The sequence below is a fragment of the Pseudomonas sp. Irchel 3A5 genome (assembly GCF_900187575.1).
In the GTDB taxonomy this organism is placed as follows: Bacteria; Pseudomonadota; Gammaproteobacteria; order Pseudomonadales; family Pseudomonadaceae; genus Aquipseudomonas; species Aquipseudomonas folii.
Genome location: NZ_FYDU01000016.1, coordinates 1 through 23,399, shown reverse-complemented (window position 1 = coordinate 23,399; position 23,399 = coordinate 1). Strand labels below are relative to the sequence as shown.

Here is a 23,399-nt window from a genome sequence, read left to right as displayed (position 1 = left end):
TTGCATTTCCTGCTTAAAGGCTTGTTTTTTCAGGTGTCTACCCCCATCTTGGACTCAAGCTCATTCCAGTCCACGGCCACATGGCCGCCGTAGAGGCGAAATCATGAAAACGACCATCGAATTGCCTCTCTTGCCATTGCGCGATGTTGTGGTGTATCCGCACATGGTTATCCCGCTGTTCGTGGGGCGCGAGAAGTCTATCGAAGCCCTTGAGGCGGCGATGACGGGCGACAAGCAGATCCTGCTGCTCGCACAAAGAAATCCTGCTGACGATGATCCTGGTGAAGACGCTCTTTATAACGTCGGCACCATTGCAACCGTATTGCAATTGCTCAAGCTGCCTGACGGTACTGTCAAAGTGCTGGTCGAAGGCGAGCAGCGCGGATCCGTCGATCGCTTTATAGAAGTTGATGGTCATTGTCGGGCCGAAGTTACTCTGATCGATGAGGTCGATGCGCCTGATCGTGAATCTGAAGTGTTCGTTCGCAGCCTTCTGGCGCAGTTCGAACAATATGTTCAGTTGGGCAAGAAAGTCCCGGCTGAAGTCCTGTCTTCACTCAACAGCATCGATGAGCCTGGTCGTCTGGTCGACACCATGGCGGCGCACATGGCGCTGAAAATCGAGCAGAAGCAGGAAATCCTCGAAATCATTGATCTGCCGGCGCGCGTTGAGCATGTGCTCGCGTTGCTGGACGCAGAAATCGACCTGTTGCAGGTTGAGAAGCGCATTCGTGGTCGCGTCAAAAAGCAGATGGAGCGCAGTCAGCGCGAGTACTACCTGAATGAGCAGATGAAGGCCATTCAGAAAGAGCTCGGCGACAGTGAGGAAGGCCACAACGAAATCGAAGAGCTGAAGAAGCGCATCGATGCTGCTGGTCTGCCCAAGGACGCTCTGACCAAGGCCACTGCCGAGCTGAACAAGCTGAAGCAGATGTCGCCGATGTCTGCAGAGGCCACGGTGGTTCGTTCCTACATCGACTGGCTGGTTCAGGTGCCTTGGAAGGCGCAGAGCAAGGTTCGTCTGGATCTGGCTCGCGCTGAAGACATCCTTGATGCCGACCATTACGGTCTGGAGGAAGTCAAAGAACGCATCCTCGAATACCTCGCGGTGCAAAAGCGCGTGAAGAAAATTCGCGGTCCGGTTCTCTGCCTTGTAGGGCCGCCAGGTGTGGGTAAAACCTCTCTCGCCGAGTCCATTGCCAGCGCGACCAACCGTAAATTTGTCCGCATGGCCCTGGGCGGGGTGCGTGATGAAGCTGAAATTCGTGGTCATCGCCGGACTTATATCGGTTCGATGCCAGGAAGATTGATTCAAAAGATGACAAAAGTGGGTGTCCGCAACCCGCTGTTCCTGCTCGACGAAATCGACAAGATGGGCAGCGATATGCGTGGCGATCCGGCTTCTGCATTGCTTGAAGTGCTGGACCCGGAGCAGAACCACAATTTCAACGACCATTATCTGGAAGTCGATTACGACCTTTCAGACGTGATGTTCCTGTGCACCGCGAACTCGATGAACATCCCGGCGGCGTTGCTGGACCGGATGGAAGTCATCCGTTTGCCGGGCTACACCGAAGACGAAAAGATCAATATCGCCGTCAAGTACCTCTCGCCGAAACAGCTGCAGGCCAACGGCTTGAAGAAAGGCGAAGTGGAGTTCGACGAGGAAGCGATTCGCGACATCGTGCGTTATTACACCCGTGAAGCGGGCGTGCGTAGCCTCGAACGTCAGATTGCCAAGGTCTGCCGCAAGGCGGTCAAAGAGCACGCGCTGGAAAAACGCTTCGCAGTTCGCGTAACCGCCGAGATGCTCGAGCACTTCCTTGGTGTGCGTAAATTCCGCTACGGTCTCGCCGAGCAGCAGGATCAGATCGGGCAGGTGACCGGTCTGGCGTGGACGCAGGTAGGTGGCGAATTGCTGACCATCGAAGCCGCAGTAGTGCCAGGTAAAGGTCAGTTGATCAAAACCGGTTCTCTGGGTGATGTGATGGTCGAATCGATCACTGCTGCGCTGACGGTTGTGCGTAGCCGCGCCAAGAGCCTGGGAATCCCTCTGGACTTCCATGAGAAGCGCGACACTCACATCCACATGCCGGAAGGGGCCACCCCTAAAGATGGCCCTAGCGCAGGCGTAGGCATGTGCACGGCCCTGGTTTCTGCATTGACACAGATTCCTGTGCGCGCTGACGTGGCAATGACGGGTGAAATTACCCTTCGCGGGCAGGTTCTGGCGATCGGCGGCCTCAAGGAAAAACTCTTGGCTGCACACCGTGGCGGTATCAAAACGGTGATCATTCCAGAGGAAAACGTGCGCGATCTGAAAGAGATTCCGGACAACATCAAGCAGGACTTGCAGATCAAGCCGGTTAAATGGATTGACGAAGTCCTGCAAATTGCGCTGCAATACGCGCCGGAGCCCTTGCCGGATGTCGCTCCCGAGATGGTTGCGAAGGATGAAAAGCGCGAGTCTGACTCTAAGGAAAGAATTAGCACGCATTAGTCTGGACGGCCTTTCTTGACAGCTTTTTGGAGCCCTTGTTATAAAGCGGCTCTTCTAAGCGCCTGTAGGCCATTCAGCGCTCGTTTTTGCTACACCAAAAAAACTTAGAAACATACTCAAAATAGAGATAAGGGGACTTAGAGTGAACAAGTCGGAACTGATTGATGCTATCGCCGCATCCGCTGATATCCCGAAAGCTGCTGCTGGCCGTGCGCTGGACGCAGTAATCGAATCCGTCACTGGCGCTCTCAAGGCTGGCGACTCCGTTGTACTGGTTGGTTTCGGTACCTTCTCCGTTACTGATCGTCCAGCACGCATCGGTCGCAACCCTCAGACGGGTAAGACGCTGGAAATCGCTGCTGCCAAAAAACCAGGTTTCAAAGCCGGTAAAGCACTGAAAGAAGCTGTCAACTAAGTTCTCAAAGCCTTTGCCCAACCGATCAGATTCACTCTGTATCGGCAGCGAAGCGGTAGTGCGGCTGGTCTGAATCCAGCCTGACACACCCGGGTCGTGGGTTTCAGCCCCGTCCGCTTCGCCAGTTACGAGAAGGCGCATCCTCGGATGCGCCTTTCTTCTATCCGCTTTCTACCCACGCTCCGCGGTTGGTTAGTCAGTACAACCGTTTTGGGGGACGCATGCTGCAGAACATCAGGGACAATTCACAAGGCTGGATTGCCAAGACCATTATCGGAATCATCATCGCATTGATGGCGTTGACTGGATTCGATGCGATTTTTACCGCAACCAGTACCGCTCAGGATGCTGCCAAGGTCAACGGTGACGAAATCACCAAGACCGAGCTGAGCCAGGCGATCGATATGCAACGGCGTCAGCTGGTGCAGCAGTTGGGCAAGGATTTCGATCCTGCTCTGCTGGATGAAAAAATGCTTCATGACTCGGCGCTGAAGGGGCTGGTTGATCGCAAGCTGTTGCTTCAGGGTGCGGACAACGCGAAGTTCTCCTTCTCGGAAGCTGCGCTGGATCAGCAGATTTTGCAGACACCTGAATTTCAGGTAGACGGCAAGTTCAGCGCTGATCGTTTCGACCAGGTGATCCGCCAGTTGGGCTTCACCCGGATGCAGTTCCGCCAGATGCTGGCTCAGGAAATGCTGATCGGTCAGGTTCGTGCCGGTGTCGCCGGTAGCGCGTTTGTCACCGACGCTCAGGTTGATGCTTTTGCCCGTCTGGAAAAACAGACGCGCGATTTCGCTTCGCTGACCCTGAAGGCCGATGCTTCGGCTGTCAAAGTGACCGACGACGAAGTCAAGGCTCACTACGACGAACACGCCAAAGAGTTCATGAGCCCCGAGCAAGTGGTGCTTGATTACGTCGAGCTGAAGAAGTCTGACTTCTTCGACAAGGTGAAGGTCAAGGACGAAGATTTGCAGGCGGCCTATCAGAAAGAAATTGCCAATCTCGCCGAGCAGCGTCGTGGCGCGCACATCCTCATCGATGTGAACGACAAGATGACTGACGAGCAGGCCAAGGCGAAGATTGAAGAAATTCAACAGCGTCTGGCCAAGGGCGAAGATTTTGCAGCGCTGGCCAAAGAGTTCTCTCAGGATCCGGGTTCGGCATCCAAGGGGGGGGATCTGGGCTATGCAGGCAAGGGTGTTTACGATCCAGCCTTTGAAGAGGCGCTGTATGCGCTGAACAAGGATCAGGTGTCGGCACCGGTGCGCAGTGATTTCGGTTGGCACCTGATCAAGCTGTTGGGCGTTGAAGCGCCTTCAGTGCCGAGCTTTGCCAGCCTGAAGGAAAAACTGACCAACGATCTGAAGTCGCAGCAAGTCGAGCAACGTTTCGTCGAGGCTGCCAAGCAACTCGAAGATTCGGCGTTCGAAGCATCCGATCTGGCTCAGCCAGCTCAGGAGCTGGGTCTGAAAGTGCAAACGACTGCACCATTCGGTCGTGAAGGTGGTGAAGGCCTGACGGCCAACCGTGCGGTCATTCAGGCAGCTTTCAGCCCCGAAGTGCTGGAAGAGGGCTCCAACAGCAACGCACTGGAACTGGATCCTGAAACCATTCTGGTGGTCCGCTCCAAGGAACATCGCATGCCTGAACAGCTGCCTCTGGAAGCTGTAGCCACTGCGATTCGTGCCAAGCTGGTCAAGGATCACGCTGCCGGAGCAGTCAAGTCCAAAGGCGAAGCGCTTTTGGCGGGTCTGCGCGACGGCAAGACTCCGCTGGCTGCCAAGCAGGATGGTCAGAGCTGGAAGGTGATGGAAGCGGTTACTCGCGGTCAGGAAGGTGTCGATCCTGCCGTGCTGCAAGCGTTGTTCCGCATGCCCAAGCCTGAAGGCAAGGACAAACCGGAATTCACCAGCCTTTCGCTGGCCGATGGCAGTTTCGTGATCGTGCGCCTCAATGGCGTCAACGAGGCTACGCCAGCAACAGATGAAGAGAAGTCCCAGTACCGTCGCTTCCTGGCGTCGCGTGCCGGCCAGCAGGATTTCGCTGCTTACCGTGCACAGCTGGAAAGCAAGGCCAAGATCGAACGCTTCTGATGGTTTGATCGTGCGCCAATAAAGAAGGCCGCTCATTGAGCGGCCTTTTTTTATTCGTCTTTCGGTGGAAGTTTTCCTGTTGGGGCCGCCGTGATGACCATGGCACCGCGCGGTCTTGCAGCAAACGATTGGCTGTAGGAACTGCCGAAGGCTGCCATGTACTCACTTGCATATAACGCTATCGCAGCCTGCGGCAGCTCCTACAGATCTCCGGCGAATGCGAGAGTCGAGATCAACGCCTCGCATCTTGCGCAAACGCTCTCACCGCATCCACAGCATTACTGGTGCCTTCACTGATCCGGACAATGACCGAGCCGGCCTGATCTGCCAGGTCTACGCCTTTGATAGCGTTGGTCCGGGTGTGACTCATGCTGGTAATCGCCTGCTGGGTTTCGGTTTGAATCATGCCGATCATTTCGGATATCTCGGCGGTGGAGCGGCTGGTACGTCCGGCCAGTTGCCTGACTTCGTCTGCCACGACCGCGAAGCCGCGCCCCTGATCGCCTGCCCGTGCAGCCTCAATGGCAGCATTGAGAGCCAGAAGGTTGGTTTGCTCGGCGATACTGCGAATGGTGTTGACGATGGTTGTAATCTGCTCCGAGCGCTCTCCCAGTTGGGAAATGATGCGCGAGGAGGCCTCGATGCTCGACGATATCTGGCGCATTTCATCGGCAGCCTGATGAATCACCAAAGTGCCTTGTTCGGCGACTGTCTGTGTTTCGACCGAGATGTGATACGCCTGTGCGGCGCTGCTGGCGTCACGTTCGTGCTGTTCAACGCGTGAGGTGATGTCTGCAGCAAATTTGACTACTTTGAACAATTTGCCATTGGCGTCATATACGGGGTTATAGCTGGCCTCCAGCCATAAAGCGTTGCCGTTGCGACCGATCCTTTTGAACTGCCCGCTGAAAAATTCGCCCCGATTCAATTGCTGCCAGAAGTCACGGTATTCGTCACTGCTGGTCAGTTCTGGCGGGCACAGAATGCGGTGATTTTTACCGATCAGATCGGCTTCCCGATAACCAAGCAGTCGCGTCAGGTTGTCGTTGGCACGCAGAATCTGGCCATTGAGGTCGAATTCGATTACGCCCATGGCTCGGTCCAGGGCCGCCAGTTTACTTCTTGCTTCACTGTCCGCCTCGACCTTCGCGGTGACATCCATTGCGTACTTGACGATTTTGATCACATTGCCCGATTCGTCCTTGATCGGGTTGTAGCTGGCCTCCAGCCAGACCTGTTGCTCGTCACCGGTCATCCGCAGGAACGTGCCCGAGACGAACTCACCGGCGCGCAGGCGCGACCACAGCTGGTGGTATTCAGCGCTGCGGGCGTAGGCGGGTGTACAAAACCGTTTGTGTTCTTTGCCGATGATATCTTCGGCTCGACAGCGCATTGTCTTCACAAAGTTGTCATTGGCGCTCAGCACCACGCCACGGGTATCGAATTCAATGACGGCCATTGAGCGGTCGATGGCCTTGAGCAGGCTCGCCTGGTGGTCAATGATTTGCTGGAGAACTGACAATTCTTTTTTTGCAGAGTTGAATAGCATGATCGGCAGGCTCGCTAAGGACAAATCGCATGATCCTGTTCCCTGGTCGAGAGGGTTGCGGCCGCCCTCATGCACATCCGTTGGCATCGATACCATCATAGATGGCAATGAGCCTCTTTGTACAAATAATTGTACGCGTGACGATTTTTGTATAGGTATTTTCCTGGGTTGACCATGGTGCTTATTCGTTTAAGGTGGTTTTTCTGTATCAGAAGGAGAATTTCATGCGTATTGGCTTAGTCGGCTATGGCAAGGGTGGACGCTATTTTCACGCGCCGTTGATCGTCAGTCTGCGAGAGGCGACCTTTGTTGGCGTCGTTACTCGATCTGCAGAACGTCGAGCCGAGCTCGCTCAGGATCATCCTGAAGCCCAGGCGTTTGATAGCCTGGCCGACCTGGTCGCTGCTGGTGTGGATGCGGTTGCGATCTCTACACCCATGGCTTCCAGACCCGACTTGATCCGTGAGGCGATTGAGTCAGGAATTGCGGTGGTCAGCGACAAGCCCTTTGCCGCCGATGCGGCGCAGGCTCAGGCGTTGGTGGAATTGGCTGAACATAAAGGGGTGATGCTCAGCGTTTACCAGAACCGGCGCTGGGATTCAGACTTTCTGACGGTGCGCAAATTGATCGACGAGGGGAGGCTGGGTGAAATCACCCGCTTTGAATCCCGGGTTGAGCGCTATTCGCCTAAATCGGTAGGCAAGGCCGCAGGTGGTGGCATGTTGCGCGATCTGGGCAGTCATCTGGTGGATCAAGCGCTGGTGCTGTTCGGGCCGGTGGCGAGGGTTTATGCAGAGCTGGATTTCTCGGCTCCTGATCAGCCTTTCGATCATCAGTTTTTTGTCTCCCTGACCCATCCGAGCGGCGTGGTCTCGCATTTGTGGGGCAGTTGTCTGCAAAACGCGCCCGGCCCGCGATTCCGGGTCAGCGGAAACGGAGGCTGTTACACCGTCGAGGGCCTGGACTGTCAGGAAGAAGCTGCTCTGGCGGGGCTGACGCCAAAGTCGGAAGGCGCGCGCTGGGGTGTTGAAGATCAGCAGCGATGGGGCTGGTTTGTGCAAGGTGAGCTGCGTGAGCGTGTGCCCACTGAGCAGGGCTGCTGGCTGGCGTTTTATCAACAGCTACAGGCTGCGCTGGCAGGTGAGGGACTTAATCCGGTCAACCCGCATGACGCGGTCGCGTCAGCAAAGGTGCTCGATGCAGCGCGATTGAGTGCACTGGAAGGGCGAGTCGTCGCTTTATAGGCCTCAGGCATACCCCTACCTAATGGCGAATGGCTTTACCTTGATGGCCATTGGCGCTTATATTCGGGGGAATCATCAAGGAAGTGGGCGTCATTTAGCACAACTCTGTTCGCACGAGCTGGCCAAGACGCTGTCGAATCGCTGCTAAAGGGCCAATCCGGGCCCTTTTTGCTGTGCCGGATTTAATGATGCGCGGCGATGGCTGACGTTTATTTGTCGGCTAATTGGCGCTTGTTTAGCAAATGAGTTGCCGACTGCCCAAGGCGGCCTTAGACTGCCGCCCCTCGTAAATTGAGTGCCAGGTGGCGCTTGGAGACTATGGCGCTTTTACGGCAACGCAGAGCCGCTCCTTAATTCGCCTTAATGCACGTTTTTTTTATAGAGAAATCAATGACAAAGGAAAAGTTGCTGGCCATGCCGGCCGATGACTACATGAATGCCGAACAGCATGCTTTCTTCGTCGAGCTGTTGCAGGGTATGAAGGTTGAAATCCACGAGCGCATCGAGCAGAGCCGCATTGCTATCGAGAGCCTGGATACACCTGCTGATCCTGCCGATGCTGCTTCAGTTGAAGAAGAGCGTCACTGGCTGGTCAATGTGATCGATCGCGATCAGCGCATGCTTCCACAATTGGAAATGGCGTTGTCACGCATTGCCGATGACAGCTTTGGCTGGTGTGACGACAGCGGCGAGCCGATTGGGCTCAAGCGCCTGTTGATCAGTCCGACCACCAAATATTGCATCGAGGCGCAAGAGCGTCACGAGCAGATCGACAAGCATCAGCGTCAAGCCTGATCACGCAGGGCGGTGGGGCCTTATGGTCCCGCCGCCTGTTTGTTCGGCGACGTGAGTTGCCCATCTCGGTTTCATTCCCTCCTGTGATATCCCTCGTTCTTCTGATCGCCCACGCGCAATCACCCTTTTTTCAGTAACTGCTCTTCAACGCAACGTTGTCGCTTATCCGTTAGGCCGCAGAATGCCTTATTGATTCATGGCGAAAAGCCTTTATCTGGCGTCTAATGCAGACACAATAAAGATAAGCATGATGGGGTAACGCAAATGGTCGCAAACGGAACTGTGGTCAATTCAACGCCTGAGCAACCGCCCGGGAACGCATCTGGCAACACGCTGCGTGCGTGGTTGATACCTGCATTACAAAGTCTCGCCCTGGGGTGCCTGTTCATCGCCATGGGGCTTGTAGAGGTGTCGACCTATCTTGCGTTGCCACTGGCGCTTTTGCTTATCTGGTTGCCGCGCTTGTTTTCCGACAGGTCCCAGCCTGCGAAAGCGCAGGACGGACGCGCCGAAATCAATCGTCTGACCCGCGACTTGTCGCGTTCTACCAGCCGTAACGCTTTATCAGCTGCGGGTGTGGCATTTTCCGTGAAACAACTGGCCAGCAGGCTGCAGTCGCAGCTCAGTGCTGCGGAGAAGATTGTCTCCAGCGCCGATGTCATGATCGCGACCGAGCAACAGACCGCTCAGCTCAGTCAGCTGGCGCTCGACGCTTCCATAGAGATGCGGCAGAGCAGCGACGCTGGGCGAGGTGTGCTGGGCGAGTCCATCACCCGTATGCACTCACTCAGCGAGCGTGCAGTCAGCAGTCGCCAGTTGATCGAAGCGCTAAGCCAGCGCAGCGAGGAAATCCAGCGCGTGACGCTGGTGATTCAATCCATCGCCAGTCAAACCAATTTATTGGCCCTGAACGCAGCCATCGAGGCGGCGAGGGCGGGTGAGCATGGCCGCGGTTTCGCCGTGGTCGCCGATGAGGTCCGCGGCCTGGCAGGACGTACCGCCAGTGCAACGGGAGAGGTCGGGCAGATGGTCGCCGATATTCAGCAGCGCACTGTGCAAGTGGTTGAGCAGATTCGTCAGTTGTCGTCCGATCTGGACAGTGGAGTCGACCAGGTCGAGCTTACCGGCCAGCACCTTGAGACCATTGCCCGGCTGGCGGCCGGGGTTGAATCTCAAATAGGCGAAATTGCTCAGGGTGCCGAGACCAATCAGGAGCAACTTTCCAGCTTGTTTGTTGCGGTACAGCAGATGCGCAGCGATCTGGCGATCAGCGACGAACAGACGCGCAAACTGGCTGACGCTGCGGTACAGATGGAAGGCCAGGCTGAAACGATCAGTGAGCGCCTGGCGGAGGTCGGACTGGACGACTACCACCAGCGTGTCTATGACCTGGCCCGTGAGGGCGCGAGTCAGATTGCGGCAAAATTCGAAGCGGATGTCGACGCAAACCGAATCACGATGAATGACTTGTTCGACCGTAGCTATCAGCCAGTCGCCAATACCCGGCCCGCCAAGTTTCAGACCCGTTTTGACCGTTACACCGATGACGTCCTGCCTGCGATCCAGGAGCCTATTCTGTCGCGTCATGATGGCCTGGTCTTCGTCATTGCCTGCACGCCCCAGGGTTATGTGCCCACCCATAACAAAGCGTTCAGTCAACCGCTGACGGGAGATGTGGCTGTGGATACAGTGAAAAGTCGCAGCAAGCGCAAGTTTGATGATCGCACGGGTATCCGCTGTGGCAGTCACCAGCAAGCGGTATTGTTACAGACCTATACCCGCGACACGGGTGAACTGATGCATGACTTGTCAGTGCCCATCATGGTCAAAGGGCGCCATTGGGGCGGTCTGCGCCTGGGCTATAAGCCGCAAAGCTGATTTGCAGCGTTTTTCAAATAGACGATTGGAAATCACGCTTTTAACAAAAGGGTCTTAGGTCCGAAATCGTTATTATTGTAAGACTTTGTTGTTTTCTATCTTTCAGGGCTGTAGGAGTTTTCTGAAAGTGTTGTGCCTGAGTTGACGAAAGCCTATTACTGAGCAAGCTGCTTATATCAAGGTTATTTAATTGATTTAAACGCAGCTTGATTATCAGCTGCGCTAATAGGCGGATATGTGATGAAAAATACAAGGATTGTATTGACTGCACAGGGCGCGTCAGGTGCTGCAACATTGGGAGTAACTGTACGCGTTGGGGTGTTTTTCGACGGCACAGGCAATAATCGAAGCAATAGTCAGGTTGGAGCTGATTGCCGAGCAATGGCAGAGGTCAGCGGGAATAAACATATTGCTGAATGTGGTGGACGGCATGGCGATCCGAACAGCAGCTACAGCAATGATTTCAGTAATATCGCCAAGCTGGCAGGTCTCTATTGCAATCGACCCGTGGCCACTAATCAGGGGGATGGCCTCAAAGTCTGTTGGCCGATTTATGTCAGCGGGATAGGCACCATATCGGGTGGCCGTGACTCGGTCTGGCCTGGACAAAGCTTTGGCCGTGGTCGAACCGGTGTCATTGCCAAAGTCTCAAGGGCTGTCGACAAGCTCGGCGCGCTCTTGACGGCGTTTTCTCAGCACAACCCTGGTTGCTTTATCAACACTCTGGAACTGGATGTCTTTGGTTTCAGTCGTGGTGCTGCCGCAGCCAGGCATTTTGTCAATGAGGTGCTCAAGCAAGATAAAGGGATGCTGGAACCGATGCTCAATCGACGTCGTGTACCACTGAGTCCTGGCTTTTCCTGGCATAACAACAGCGTCAAAGTGAAAGTGATCGGTCTGTTTGATACTGTTGCGGCAGTCGGCAGTATTCGGGACATGGGCAGTCTTGGGGATTCCCATAACGACAAAGTGAATCTCTACTTGCCCCCCGGGTGCGCCGATAAAGTGTTGCATCTTGTCGCCCGCGATGAAGAGCGCCGCAACTTTGCGCTTAACAGTGTCCTGCCACATTGGCCAATGGAGATTGTGCTGCCTGGCGCGCATTCGGATATTGGCGGTGGTTACCATCCGCAAATGACCGAGAAAGTGCTGTTGACCCGCCCGATCTGGAGTTTTGTGGAAAGCGACACGCCGAAGGAGTCGACCCAGGCCTGGCAACAGTCCCTCGCGGAAATGAAGGGCATGGATCGAGCTGCACTGATTGATCCACGCGATCCTGAGGCTTCACTGTCGATCACCTGCAAGGAGCGCCCGACCAAGAGCCCCTACAACAAAGGAGGCGGTAAAGCGGTGATGGCAGCAGTTTGCTTGCAGCGTCAGGTGTTCGGGCACCTGTCCAGAGTCTACCTGCGGGTCATGCATGCGCTTGCGTGTGATGAAGGCGTACCCTTCAATCCCATCCCTGGTTCACAGGAATTTCTGATCCTGCCTGAACTGCAAGGTATCGCGCGCAAGCTTATTGCCCACGCGCGAGGCGCGGCTTACTCACTTGATGCGGAGGAGGAACAAATGCTGCGTCATCGTTACATACATCGATCTGCGCACTGGGATGCATTGATCCACAGCCGTCACAAATTCAACGATGCGCTGTTCGTGCATGCACCGCAAAGTGGGGGGCGGGTTCGTTGGCCGAATCAGGAGGGACGAGATTAGTCCCTGTGCAGGTCGTATAGCATCAAAAACAATGGCTCCGGTAAAGCGGAGCCATCGTTCAGGCAAGAGCTTATTTGGCTGCGTGGAGCAGCGCATTCAACTCGTCAACTACCGGAGCCCAGTCGTCGTCAAGCAGCAATGTCTCTTTGAGGTATTTGCCTTGCTGAGGTGTCCAGAACTCCGCCTCGGATACCTTGACGTCATCAGGCAGCGGGCCATGTTCATCGACAAATGCGTCGATGCTCTCTTGATCTGAATCCAGTCCCAGTTGTTCAAACAAGGTGGCCAGGGTCGGTGTTTCCAAATCCATATCATCTCCTCGGCGGGCTTGACCCGATCTGTCGGTTGCACGCTTGAAGCTGCGTAAAGTATCTGAGCACATCCATGACCCAAGAGTTCGAAGCAAATAGCGTCAGGCGTTCAGTGCTCCTGCATCGACTGCCTCTTTCAGCTCCCTGGCTGACTGCTGGGCCGCAGTGGCTGCCAGCTCCGCGGTTTTGAACCAGCGGTCTTTTTCCACCTGGTGATAGGAAATGGTGTTCACGGATTGCTTGGCGCGCATGACGATGACAGCCTGAAACTCACCTTCTACTTCTCTGGATTCACCCCAGATAAAAAATTCGCCAATATCAAATTCAGTCACTGATTACCTTCCCCTGGATGACGAGTTGCTTTCGACCTGAGCTTGCGTGCGCAGGACAGCATTCTTGATGTAGGCGAGTATGGCAGTTGTTGATGGTCGCTGGCCGCCTTTAGTCGCGACAATGAAGAATGCTCTGTCGTCCCGCATGAAGATTAGAGTAGGAATGTGCCCTGAAGGGCTGTGCACGATGCTGTTCTTGTTGTCTGAATTGACTGCATCTGTCGATATGCACAAAACGGATATAGGCGGCAGGCGTCTTCACCCGGTAGAATCACCCGAATGCCAGCGCTCATTGCGCTTTCGGTATCGTCGATGTTCTCTGCACAAGCACCCCGAGCCTGGGTTGGCGGCGCCATGTGTCTGCAATTGCTCAAGAGAGCGCAAGGGAACTGCCCGTCTGATGCGCTACAACAAGGTAGCGGTAGCTTTTTCTGACCGCCCGATTGTCTTCGGGCGGGATCATTTTCAAGTTGGGGGTTTTAACTTTGGCAGTAAGTAATCTGGAGACACACGCGCTGTTCGTGCTTGGTGATCTGCGGGCGAAGTTGGTAAAACAGTTCCAGTCCCGTTTTGTTTATGTCTGCGAGCAGTCAGCTGAAGGCATTTACATTGCTGAAATCGATACTGAAACGGCACTGGTAGTCGACGACAAGCCGCGGCTTGAGCTGAAGGTCGGCGATCATTTCCGTGCAGCCGTATTGCCCAGCCGTGAAGGCGGGAAGTTTGAAATCAAATTTCGTGAAATCAAACTGACGGTCTATGGTCTGGGCGAATATGCCTATGTAGATATTCCTGAAGGTCACGGCATCGTGTTCAAGGAAGGTCAGAGCATCTTGATGGTCTTTGCAGCCCATGAACAGTTGCAGGGCGGGCTGACCAAAACCCTTAAGACTGCGACCACCAAAGCCGCAAAGTGGCGCAAAGGCGAGCTGACCTTCAAGGCCAGCGAGTAAGCCCGGCCGGCAGCCACTCAGCTGCCGCTGGAGTCACCTTGCTGACTGCTGACCTCTGGCGGCACATCGTCGCCGGCCATGCGCTTGCGAAACAGCCCGGTGCGGGCCAGCAGCAGGGTAGTCACCGGGACGGTGATAGCCAGCAGCACCGGAATCAGCCATGCGTGGATGACCGGTTCTGACTTGAGCGCCGAGAAGTACACAATCGAAGCCAGCGCAACGCACCAGGCACCCAGTGTCGAGGCCAGCGCAGGCGGATGCATGCGTTGAAAAAAGTCCTTCAGTCTCAGCAAGCCCAGAGCGCCGGTCAGGGCGAACAGACTGCTGGCGACCAGCAGAACGGCGGTGAGGATTTCGACCCAGAAGGGCAGGACCACTGTCGAATTCATTCGATCACCTCTCCACGCAGCAGGAATTTGGCCAGGGCAAAAGAGCCGACAAAGCCAAACAGCGCAATCAACAACGCCGCCTCGAAATAAGTATCGCTGGCATAACGAATGCCCAGTACCAGCATCATCAGCATGGCGATGATGTACAGGTAGTCCAGAGCCAGTACCCGATCCTGAGCCGAAGGGCCCTTGAACAGGCGAATCAGGGTGAGGACCATGGCCAGCGCGAAGATGAACAAGCTGACCAGAATGGCATTGCCGAGCAAGGCACTCATTGGAAAATCTCCATCAGCGGGCGCTCATAGGTGGTTTTGAAGTGCTCGATAAACTGCGCCTCATCTTCCAGGTCGAAAACATGCATGAGCAGCACGCTGCGATCCAGTGCAAGTTCGGACCAGACTGTTCCCGGAACGACCGTGGTAATCATGGCCAGGGCTGCCAGACCATTGGCGTTGTGCAGGTCCAGCGGGACTTTTACAAACGCCGAGCGCGGCGGGCGTCGCTTTGCATTCCAGACTCTCCAGCCGACTTCCAGGTTGGAAGTAATGACATCGCGACCCACCAGAAAAAACAGTTTGAAGATAACGCCCGGGCGCTTGATGCTCACAGGCAACGGGCGCAGTGGAGACATCAGCAGGGGAGCCAGGAAGCCCAGCACAGCAGCGAGAATCAGGTTGCCGGGACTGACCGACAGATTCAACACCAGCCACAGCACGGCCAGTGCCAGAGAGAACCACGGAGCAGGGAAATAACGCTTCATGGTTGCACCGCCGATACTGCTGTGTCACTGACCGGCCCAGGCAGTGGCCGGGTGGCCATTACCGATTGGATGTACTGTTTAGGCTCGTGCAGCGCCGCAGCCGTGTCACGGGTGTAGCGCTGCAGCGGTTCAGCCTGGAACGTCAGCGTGATGCACAAGCCCAGCAGGATCACGATTGGCACGCATTCATAGCGACGCAGCAGTGGCGAAGGGCGCTCCTGTGGGGTCCAGAAGCGCTGGATGCCGACCCGCGAGAAGGCCAGCAGCGAAGCGAGGCCAGAGAAAATCAGCAAACCCACCAACAACCAGCCCTGGGTCGAAATCGTTTCGTCCTGCGCCACATCCAGTCCCAGTGGATTAAGCAGCGCACTGAGCAGCGTCAGTTTGCCGATGAATCCCGACAGCGGCGGCATGCCAATGATCAGCAAGGCGCATGCGATGAAACTCAAACCGATGAATGCCACGGTCATGGGAATTACCTGACCGACCACGGCTTTCTGCTGGTCATCAAGGTTGGTGCCTGGCGGAGGGTTCAAGGACTCCACTGTCCGCGGTAACTGGTCGGCATCGTCTTCCAGGGGTAACTCATTGGCTGAGCGCGAGCGTTCGATGAGTTCTGCGATCAGAAACATCGCGCTGAGTGCCAGGGTCGAGCTGACCATATAAAACAGCGCGCCCGCCGTCAGGCTTGGCTGGGCGAAACCGATAGCGGACAACAGGATGCCTGCCGAAACGAGAATGCTCAGTGCTGCCATCCGCTCCAGGCGTTGTGCCGCGATGATCGCCACCGCTGCGGTAAGGATCGTCGCCATACCGCCGTAGATCAGCCAGTCGCCGCCGAAAAATGCCGACGGACCAGCCTGCACTGAAAACAACAAGGTCCAGAGCCGCAACAGAGTGTAAATACCTACCTTGGTCATGATCGCGAAAATGGCTGCCACCGGCGCGCTGGCGGCAGAATAGGCGGGCACCAACCAGAAATTCAGCGGCCACATGCCAGCCTTGGTCAGGAACGCCACCGCAAGAATCGCAGCGCCGGCGTGCAGCAGACCCAGATCGGCCTCAGGCACTTGCGGAATCTTGATGGCCAGGTCAGCCATGTTCAGTGTGCCGGTCACGCCATAGATCAAGGCTGCGCCAATCAGGAACAGCGAAGAAGCCAGCAGATTGATCGCGATGTAATGCAAGCCCGCCGAAACACGAGCGCGGCCAGAGCCATGCAGCATCAAGCCGTAGGACGCAGCGAGCATCACTTCAAAAAACACGAACAGGTTGAACAGATCAGCGGTCAGGAATGCCCCATACAGGCCCATCAGTTGAATCTGAAACAGGGCGTGGAAGCTCGAACCTGCGCGGTCCCAGCGAGCCAGGGCGAAAAGCAGAGCGCACACCCCGACGATGCCGGTCAGCACCAGCATCATTGCCGACAGGTGATCAACCACCAGCACAATACCAAACGGCACTTCCCAGTTGCCGGGCAGGTACACGCCGATCGAGCCCGTGGTGCCGGTTTTCTGTACCCACATGAACAAGGTTACAGATATGGCCAGGCCGAGGATGCTCGAAAACAGATTGATCCGCGCTTTGAGCGGGCGATGTTTCTCGCCGAGCCAGAGCATGATCGCGGCAGTCAGCAATGGCAGCAGGATCGGTGCAACAATCAGTTGATTCATCAACGTCATTCTTTGGGCTCCCGGCCGTCAACGTGGTCAGTGCCGGTCAACCCTCTGGACGCCAGCAATAGCACGAGAAACAGCGCGGTCATGGCAAAGCTGATCACGATGGCGGTCAGCACCAGTGCTTGCGGCAGCGGGTCCGTGTAATTCAGCAGGTCTTGAGGAACGCCGTCCTTGATGATCGGCTCACGGCCGATAAACAGGCTGCCCATGCTGAAGATAAACAGGTTGACGCCGTAGGACAGCAGGCAAAGGCCCATGACCACCTGGAAAGTCCGCGGACGCAGGATCAACCAGACGCCCGAGGCCGCCAGTACGCCAATGGCGATCGCGATAACTTCTTCCATCAGGAGGCTCCTTGTTGTGCGGCGACGATGTCGGCGATGGGGTTCGGTACCGGTTTAGGCAGCGAAGTAGGGCGGTGGCTACGCACCGATTGGTGTGCCAGCGCCGTGAGAATCAGCAGTGTCGATCCCACAACAACTGCATAGACCCCTACATCAAAAAACAGCGCGCTCGCGACGTGGATATCGCCCAGTAACGGCAAATCCAGATGCGCGGTGTGAGTGGTCATGAATGGATAGCCCAGGAACATCGAACCCAGACCTGTGCCAATCGCAAACAACAAGCCCGTGCCCATCCAGCGCAATGGCCGCAGGCTCATCTGAGCCTCGACCCACTGCGTGCCAGCGACCATGTATTGCAGAATGAAGGCCACGGACATCACCAGTCCGGCGACAAAACCACCCCCCGGCTGGTTGTGCCCACGCATGAACAGGTACATCGAAATCACTACAGCAATCGGCAGCAACAGGCGCACCAGTACCGCCGGAACCATCATGAAGCCCAGCGCGGTATCACTGGCGCTGCGCGGGTTGACCAGGTCTGTTACCACATCCGGAGCCAGCAAACGTTGCTGGGCGGGTAACGGAATACTTTCCTTGGGGGGACGGAAACGGCGCAGCAGGGCAAACACAGTCAAGGCCACAGCCGCCAGCACGGTGATTTCGCCAAAGGTGTCGAAACCGCGGAAATCCACCAGCATCACGTTCACCACGTTGCTGCCACCGCCTTCGGGAATGGCACGGCTGAGGTAGAACGAGGAGATTGTGTTAGGCGTCGCACGTGTCAGCATCGCGTAGGACAGCAACGCCATGCCAGCGCCGACCAGGGCCGACAGAATGAAGTCGCGAACCCGACGGTTTCGTGCGCGCACCCGGCTGCTGACCGAAGGCGCCACGTTTTCGTTGCGTCGCGGCAGCCAGCGCAGTCCCAGCAGGATCAATACCGAGGTGACCACTTCCACCACCAGTTGAGTCAGGGCCAGATCAGGTGCCGAGAACCAGACGAACGTCACGCAGGTCATCAACCCGCAGACACTGACCATAATCACAGCGGCCAGACGGTGGTACTTGCCTTGCCAGGCCGCGCCCAGTGCGCAGGCGATTGCGATCAGCCACAACGTGACGAAGACGCCCGAACCCGGAATCTTCGGACGGTCGCCCCAGGTCAAGCCACTGAAGTACATCGGGATGAAACCGCCGATCAGTGCAGCCAGCACCACCAGAAATAGCTGAGGTTGCAGGCGACGGGTGCTGGTGCGGCTTTCGAAGCGGCGTGCCCATCGGGTCATGATCACCAGCGAGCGTTCGAAGAAACGCTTGCCGTTCATGCGCTGTACCAGCGGCGGGCCGGTGAAACGGTTCTGTTTGAACGAATTGCGCAGCAACAGATAGAGCAGCACGCCGCCAGCCATGGCAATCAGGCTCATGATCATCGGGGCGTTCCAGCCATGCCAGATAGCCAGGCTGTACTCAGGGAGTGTGCCGCCTACGACCGGTTGTGCTGCAGCAGCCAGCAACGGCGCCACGGATTGCGAGGGGAAGATCCCGACGATCACACAGGCGATTACCAGAAATTCTACCGGCGCACGCATCCAGCGTGGAGGTTCGTGGGGTGTGTGTGGCAGATTGGTCGCTTTCGGACCGAAGAACACATCGACGGTGAAGCGCAATGAATAAGCAACACTGAATGCCCCGGCGATGGTGGCAATCACCGGCAAAGCCATCTCCACCCATGCGGAGGAACTGACGAATACCGTTTCTGCGAAAAACATTTCCTTGGACAGGAAGCCGTTCAACAGGGGCACGCCTGCCATTGACGCGCTGGCAACCATGGCCAGCGTCGCGGTGTAGGGAATCAGGGTGACCAGTCCGCTCAGTTTGCGGATGTCCCGCGTGCCGCTTTCGTGGTCGATAATTCCCGCGGCCATAAACAGCGAGGCCTTGAAGGTCGCGTGGTTAAGAATGTGGAAGACCGCTGCGACCGCTGCCAGTGGACTGTTCAGGCCCAGCAGCAGGGTAATCAAACCCAGATGGCTGATGGTCGAATAGGCCAGCAGGCCCTTGAGGTCGTTCTGGAAAATCGCTGCGTAGGCGCCGATGAGCAGGGTGCAGGCACCTGCACCGCTGACGATCCAGAACCATTGTTCGCTGCCGGAAAGGGCAGGCCAGAAACGCGCCAGTAAAAACACGCCAGCCTTGACCATGGTCGCCGAGTGAAGATAAGCCGATACCGGCGTCGGCGCGGCCATTGCGTGGGGCAGCCAGAAGTGGAATGGGAACTGCGCACTTTTGCTCAATGCGCCGATCAGGATCAAGGTCAACAAGACCGGGTACAACCCATGGGCGCGGATCGCCTCGCCGGAAGCCAGTACGCGATCCAGATCATAGCTGCCTACGACATGACCGAGCAGCATGACGCCGACCAATAGCGCGAGACCGCCTGCACCGGTGACCATCAACGCCATATAAGCACCGCGTCGAGCGTCTGCCCGATGGTGCCAGTAGCCAATCAACAGAAACGAGAAAAGGCTGGTCAGCTCCCAGAAGAACACGATTTGAATCAGGTTGCCGGAAATCACCAGACCCAGCATGGCACCCATGAACGCCAGGAAGAACGCGAAAAAGCGCGGCACTGGATCATCCGGGGACATGTAATAGCGGGCGTATAACGAAACCAGCGTGCCGATGCCTAGCACCAGCATCGAGAACATCCAGGCGAAGCCGTCCATACGCAGGACGAAATTCAACCCCAGACTGGGTAACCAGAAATATTCCTCGCGGATCACGCCGCCGTCGACGATTTGCGGGTACCACAAGGCAACCTGAATCGCGCCGGTAACGGCCACAAGGCCGGCGAGAATGGATTCAGCGTTACGCGCGTTGTGCGGCAAAAATGCCGCCAGACAGCTGCCAATGAAAGGCAGAAGCAGTAGAACTATCAGAGACATAGGCTTCTAATCTGCAGGGAAATGTCAAGGATCATACGTGCTGGACTGTGTAACACCAAACGCCAAGGTGTCGCAGAATCCTACAGACCTTGTAGGCAGAAGCTGAGTTCTGTTTATTTATAGCGGGATTTTTCGCGTGTTAATCAGTTTCTTTAAACACCGGGTCGGTTCCGGTTTGTTCTTCAGTGGATGCCGTAGTGGATGCAGTGCGGCGTTTCATTTCACTGACGATCACTGCCGCCACGATGAGCACTGCGCCAAGCAAGGCAACGCCAGGCAGGCGCTCACCGGCAAGACGACCGAAAATGCCGGCCCATACCGGCTCACCGGCATAGATCACCGTGGCTCGGGTTGGGGAGACGGTTTTCTGTGCCCAGTTCATGGCCACTTGAATCACCGCGCTCATGGCCCCGAGACCGACCGCGCTGATGACCAGCATCCAGGAAAAATCCGGCAGGGCTTCGCCTGTCGGGACGATCATCAGGAATGACAACAACGAGGCGGTGCCCAGTTGCACCACTGTGACCCGGCGCACATCCACCTTGCCGCCGTAAGCACTGATCATGATGATTTCAGCAGCCACTGCAATCGCGCAGATGATGGTGGCGATTTCCCCCGCGCTGAATTGCAGACTTGCTCCCGAGGGCCCCGACAGCAGAATCAGTCCGGTGAAGGCCAGGCAGATGCCCACGCTGGGCATCAACCCCGGCCGACGCCCCAGGACCAGCCATTGCAGCAGCGGTACGAAAGGAACATAAAGCGCAGTAATAAAAGCTGACTGGCTGCTGGGAATAGTCTGCAAACCGATGGTCTGTAATCCGTAGCCAAGCATGATGGCCGCCCCGATCGCGATCCCGGCTTTTATTTCAATCAAGGTGATGCCGCGCAACACGCTTAATGAACACAAGGCGACGATGATGGCGGCCGCTGCAAAGCGCAGGCCTACGAAAAACATCGGCCCGCTGACGGTCATGGCGTGTTGTACGATCAGGAATGTGCCGCCCCACAGCAGGGTGATCAGGATCAGTACGATTTCAGCTTTGCTGATACGGGGCGTGATAGAGGTAGACTTCATGCTTCTCACTGGCGTTGACAGGCTTGCGTAACACATCGACCTGAGTTTGAAAGCTGGGCAGTATACTGCGCAATTATTTCGAGAGAATAAAATATTGAGCAACGATAATTCGCAACGCGCCCCGGTCTTGCAGCACGTCAGTCAAAACGTGCGACGGCTGCGCAACGGGCAGGACATGAGCCAGACCGCGCTGGCAGAAAAATCCGGGGTCAGTCGGCGCATGCTGGTGGCCATTGAGGCGGGGGAGAAAAACGTCAGCCTTGCGACGCTTGATCGTGTGGCCGAAGCACTGGATGTAGCGTTCAGCGATCTGATTCAGGCTCCTGAACATCGTGACCCGAGCCGCATTAACGAAGTGGCCTGGGCCGGATCGATACCGGGCAGTCGCGCTGTCCTTTTGGCCAAAGCCACGGCCAGGCGTGAAGTCGAACTGTGGGAGTTCTGTCTGGAGCCAGGTGAGGCGTATCAGTCCGAAGCCGATCCTGATGGCTGGAGTGATCAGGTTTACGTGGTCGAAGGGCAACTGACAGTCATTCTGGTGGAGCGCACACAGGCAGTCGGTCCGGGGGAGTTTTTCATGTTTGCCAGCAACCAGGCCCACAGTTATCGCAACGACGGGCAGGTCCGGGTCCGATTCGTCCGTAACGTCGTGTTGTGAGCTGTTGCGTGGCAAACAGTGAATCAACAGTTGTGTTGGACCAGCAGCTTATTCAATAACGGCGCGCGGCTGATCGCTCGTGAATAGCGGGACAGGGCCGTGGGCACGGGCTGTGCATCGTACGTGCTGTTGATATCGACCCCGGGTTGAGATTTTAGAAGAGCGAACCTGATCTATGAGTTCCAGCGACAAACACCCGGCTGACGTTTTGATCATTGGCGGCGGCCTGAGCGGCAGTATGCTGGCGGTGCAATTGCTGCGCTTGCCGGGCAAGCGACGCGTCTCGATCATTGAAACGCGCAGTGAGCTGGGCCGGGGCGAGGCCTACAGCGCCACGGAGTTGGGCCATACCCTCAATGGCAACGCGGCACGCATGAGCGTTGACCCGGACAATGCTGACGACTTGACCCAATGGCTGACGCAATTCATCGCCGACGGTGGCTGGCCCGAGTCCTTTGAGCAGGATGTGCCGGTGGCCGAGCTGTTTCCGCCACGGGGTATTTTTGGTTTGTACGTGCAGCAGCGTCTGGCCGATGCTCGATCAGTTGGCTCGGTTTACGGCTCAAGTGTCGAGCATGTGCGGGGCGAAGTGGTCGACCTTGAGACCCATGCACATGGGGTGACGCTGAGTCTGGCTGACGATCAGTCTTTGCACGGGCGATTTGCGGTTTTAGCCACGGGCATGTACGCCGCGTCGCGTACCCCGCAACGGCAGTCCAATGGACTCAATGCTGCGGCGGTAGATCCGTGGGACGTCAGCGCGATGCGGCAACTCGATCCGCAGGCGCGGGTGCTGATTATTGGTTCCGGGCTGACCATGGTCGATGCGGTGGTGTCGTTGCAACAGTCAGGGCATTGCGGGCCTATCGATATATTTTCCCGGCATGGGTTGCTGCCTCATGTGCGTCGGCAGCCGCCCGCCTGGGGGAACTTTCTTGACGAAGATCACACCCTCCGCAGTCCTCGGCAGTTGTTGCGTAAAGTGCGTGAGCAATGCGCGCAAGCGATTGAAAGCGGAGTCGACTGGCAAGCCCCCTTGGATACCGTGCGGGCCAACATCGGCCGGTTATGGAGTCAGGCCACGGATGTGCAGCGCCGCCAGTTCGTGCGGCATGTGCGGCCATGGTGGGAGAGTCATCACCATCGCTCTCCACCGTTGAGTGCTGCACTGCTTGAGCAACTGATCGATGAAGGAAGGGCGACAATTCACGCAGCGTCGTTGCAAGGGTTTGAGGTCTTGCCGACAGGCCAGTTGCAGATCCGTATTCGACGCCGTGGTCAGGTGGAGTCTTCAACGGTTGTGGGGGACGCGCTGATCAATTCCACGGGCATCGAATACGACTGGCGACGCGTAGATCGGCCATTGCCTCGACAACTGCTGGCACGGGGACTGATTCAACCCGGCCCGCTGGCGTTAGGCATCGCCGCCGACCAAGGCGGAGCGGTGCTGGATGCGCAAGGGCGGGTGTCTGACCGGCTGTTCGCCATGGGCCCACCATTGCGGGGGCTGTGGTGGGAGAGTACGGCCGTGACAGATGTGGCGCTGCAGGCCAAGGCTTTGGCGGGGCGATTGGTGGAGATTGATTTGCCTTAGAGCAGGCGATGAACTGACCCCCAAAAGTTAGACGGTCTTGTTAAACAGCTCGCGACTGGGTCCTGTACGCCACAGGGCTCAGTCCGCCTAGCCTCATTTTGATGCGGTCGTGGTTGTAGTAACTGATGTAATCATCCATCTCGGCCTGCAACTCTTCAACGCTGCTGAAGCT

At 56.6% G+C, this 23,399-nt stretch carries 19 protein-coding genes and 3 pseudogenes; 10 read left to right on the top strand and 12 right to left on the bottom strand.

All coding sequences use genetic code 11. The features are described 5' to 3' along the window. Positions 1-103: 103 nt before the first annotated feature. The 3 genes from lon to CKW31_RS23580 all read left to right on the top strand — a co-directional run bounded on the left by lon (position 104) and on the right by CKW31_RS23580 (position 5,008). Entirely contained in the window at positions 104-2,500 is a 2,397-nt protein-coding gene (gene lon, locus CKW31_RS23590) for an endopeptidase La (protein ID WP_095100626.1), read from the top strand. 142 nt (positions 2,501-2,642) lie between these two features. Further along, positions 2,643-2,915 carry an HU family DNA-binding protein gene (locus CKW31_RS23585; RefSeq protein WP_002552737.1) on the top strand — a complete coding sequence of 91 codons (273 nt, stop codon included), beginning with the start codon at positions 2,643-2,645 and terminating at the stop codon, positions 2,913-2,915. A gap of 221 nt (positions 2,916-3,136) precedes the next feature. Continuing rightward, entirely contained in the window at positions 3,137-5,008 is a 1,872-nt protein-coding gene (locus tag CKW31_RS23580) for a SurA N-terminal domain-containing protein (RefSeq protein WP_095100624.1), read from the top strand. A gap of 232 nt (positions 5,009-5,240) precedes the next feature. Here the strand turns inward: CKW31_RS23580 and CKW31_RS30515 are convergent. Both CKW31_RS30515 and CKW31_RS30510 read right to left on the bottom strand, forming a co-directional pair. After that, positions 5,241-5,675, bottom strand: a pseudogene (locus CKW31_RS30515) (methyl-accepting chemotaxis protein); the annotation flags it as partial. A gap of 108 nt (positions 5,676-5,783) precedes the next feature. Next, positions 5,784-6,467, bottom strand: a pseudogene (locus tag CKW31_RS30510) (PAS domain-containing protein); the annotation flags it as partial. Between the two features lie 314 nt (positions 6,468-6,781). Between CKW31_RS30510 and CKW31_RS23570 the strand changes: the two are divergent. The 4 genes and pseudogenes from CKW31_RS23570 to CKW31_RS23555 all read left to right on the top strand — a co-directional run bounded on the left by CKW31_RS23570 (position 6,782) and on the right by CKW31_RS23555 (position 12,187). Then, on the top strand, positions 6,782-7,801 hold the full coding sequence (locus CKW31_RS23570) for a Gfo/Idh/MocA family oxidoreductase (RefSeq protein WP_095100620.1): 1,020 nt from the start codon (positions 6,782-6,784) through the stop codon (positions 7,799-7,801). Between the two features lie 390 nt (positions 7,802-8,191). Next, the gene (locus CKW31_RS23565; RefSeq protein ID WP_027897818.1) at positions 8,192-8,596 is read left to right on the top strand and encodes a TraR/DksA C4-type zinc finger protein; all 405 of its coding nucleotides are present in this window, start codon (positions 8,192-8,194) and stop codon (positions 8,594-8,596) included. 858 nt (positions 8,597-9,454) lie between these two features. Next, positions 9,455-10,474: pseudogene (locus CKW31_RS30505) on the top strand (methyl-accepting chemotaxis protein); the annotation flags it as partial. Between the two features lie 240 nt (positions 10,475-10,714). Next, on the top strand, positions 10,715-12,187 hold the full coding sequence (locus CKW31_RS23555; protein ID WP_095100616.1) for a DUF2235 domain-containing protein: 1,473 nt from the start codon (positions 10,715-10,717) through the stop codon (positions 12,185-12,187). Between the two features lie 70 nt (positions 12,188-12,257). Here CKW31_RS23555 and CKW31_RS23550 read toward each other — a convergent pair whose 3' ends face one another. Then, positions 12,258-12,497, bottom strand: a complete 240-nt coding sequence (locus tag CKW31_RS23550; RefSeq protein ID WP_095100614.1) for a DUF2789 family protein — start codon at positions 12,495-12,497, stop codon at positions 12,258-12,260. Between the two features lie 102 nt (positions 12,498-12,599). Next, positions 12,600-12,830: a hypothetical protein gene (locus CKW31_RS23545; protein ID WP_095100612.1), complete on the bottom strand. Its 231-nt coding sequence runs from the start codon at positions 12,828-12,830 to the stop codon at positions 12,600-12,602. 485 nt (positions 12,831-13,315) lie between these two features. Here CKW31_RS23545 and CKW31_RS23540 point away from each other — a divergent pair, with 485 nt between their 5' ends. After that, positions 13,316-13,783, top strand: coding sequence for a hypothetical protein (locus tag CKW31_RS23540; protein WP_095100905.1), 468 nt, complete (start codon positions 13,316-13,318; stop codon positions 13,781-13,783). Between the two features lie 17 nt (positions 13,784-13,800). Here the strand turns inward: CKW31_RS23540 and CKW31_RS23535 are convergent, their stop codons facing one another. From CKW31_RS23535 to CKW31_RS23505, 7 genes are all read right to left on the bottom strand, one after another. Then, positions 13,801-14,172, bottom strand: a complete 372-nt coding sequence (locus CKW31_RS23535; protein WP_095100610.1) for a Na+/H+ antiporter subunit G — start codon at positions 14,170-14,172, stop codon at positions 13,801-13,803. Continuing rightward, positions 14,169-14,447, bottom strand: coding sequence for a K+/H+ antiporter subunit F (locus CKW31_RS23530; protein WP_095100608.1), 279 nt, complete (start codon positions 14,445-14,447; stop codon positions 14,169-14,171). Before CKW31_RS23530 ends, CKW31_RS23535 begins: the two co-directional genes overlap by 4 nt. Then, positions 14,444-14,932 carry a Na+/H+ antiporter subunit E gene (locus CKW31_RS23525; protein WP_095100606.1) on the bottom strand — a complete coding sequence of 163 codons (489 nt, stop codon included), beginning with the start codon at positions 14,930-14,932 and terminating at the stop codon, positions 14,444-14,446. Before CKW31_RS23525 ends, CKW31_RS23530 begins: the two co-directional genes overlap by 4 nt. Next, on the bottom strand, positions 14,929-16,614 hold the full coding sequence (locus tag CKW31_RS23520; protein ID WP_095100604.1) for a monovalent cation/H+ antiporter subunit D: 1,686 nt from the start codon (positions 16,612-16,614) through the stop codon (positions 14,929-14,931). The genes CKW31_RS23525 and CKW31_RS23520 overlap by 4 nt, the downstream gene beginning before the upstream one ends. Next, positions 16,611-16,955: a Na+/H+ antiporter subunit C gene (locus CKW31_RS23515; protein ID WP_027899368.1), complete on the bottom strand. Its 345-nt coding sequence runs from the start codon at positions 16,953-16,955 to the stop codon at positions 16,611-16,613. The genes CKW31_RS23520 and CKW31_RS23515 overlap by 4 nt, the downstream gene beginning before the upstream one ends. Then, positions 16,955-19,900: a monovalent cation/H+ antiporter subunit A gene (locus tag CKW31_RS23510; protein WP_095100602.1), complete on the bottom strand. Its 2,946-nt coding sequence runs from the start codon at positions 19,898-19,900 to the stop codon at positions 16,955-16,957. The genes CKW31_RS23515 and CKW31_RS23510 overlap by 1 nt, the downstream gene beginning before the upstream one ends. Before the next feature lie 139 nt (positions 19,901-20,039). Beyond that, positions 20,040-20,975 carry a DMT family transporter gene (locus CKW31_RS23505; protein ID WP_095100600.1) on the bottom strand — a complete coding sequence of 312 codons (936 nt, stop codon included), beginning with the start codon at positions 20,973-20,975 and terminating at the stop codon, positions 20,040-20,042. 94 nt (positions 20,976-21,069) lie between these two features. Between CKW31_RS23505 and CKW31_RS23500 the strand changes: the two genes are divergently transcribed. Next, positions 21,070-21,633, top strand: coding sequence for a helix-turn-helix domain-containing protein (locus CKW31_RS23500; RefSeq protein WP_095100598.1), 564 nt, complete (start codon positions 21,070-21,072; stop codon positions 21,631-21,633). Between the two features lie 175 nt (positions 21,634-21,808). Beyond that, positions 21,809-23,227 carry an FAD/NAD(P)-binding protein gene (locus CKW31_RS23495; protein WP_095100596.1) on the top strand — a complete coding sequence of 473 codons (1,419 nt, stop codon included), beginning with the start codon at positions 21,809-21,811 and terminating at the stop codon, positions 23,225-23,227. Between the two features lie 40 nt (positions 23,228-23,267). Here the strand turns inward: CKW31_RS23495 and CKW31_RS23490 are convergent. Next, positions 23,268-23,399, bottom strand: a 132-nt coding sequence (locus CKW31_RS23490; protein WP_141230179.1) for an IS3 family transposase, incomplete at its 5' end; no start/stop codon positions are given.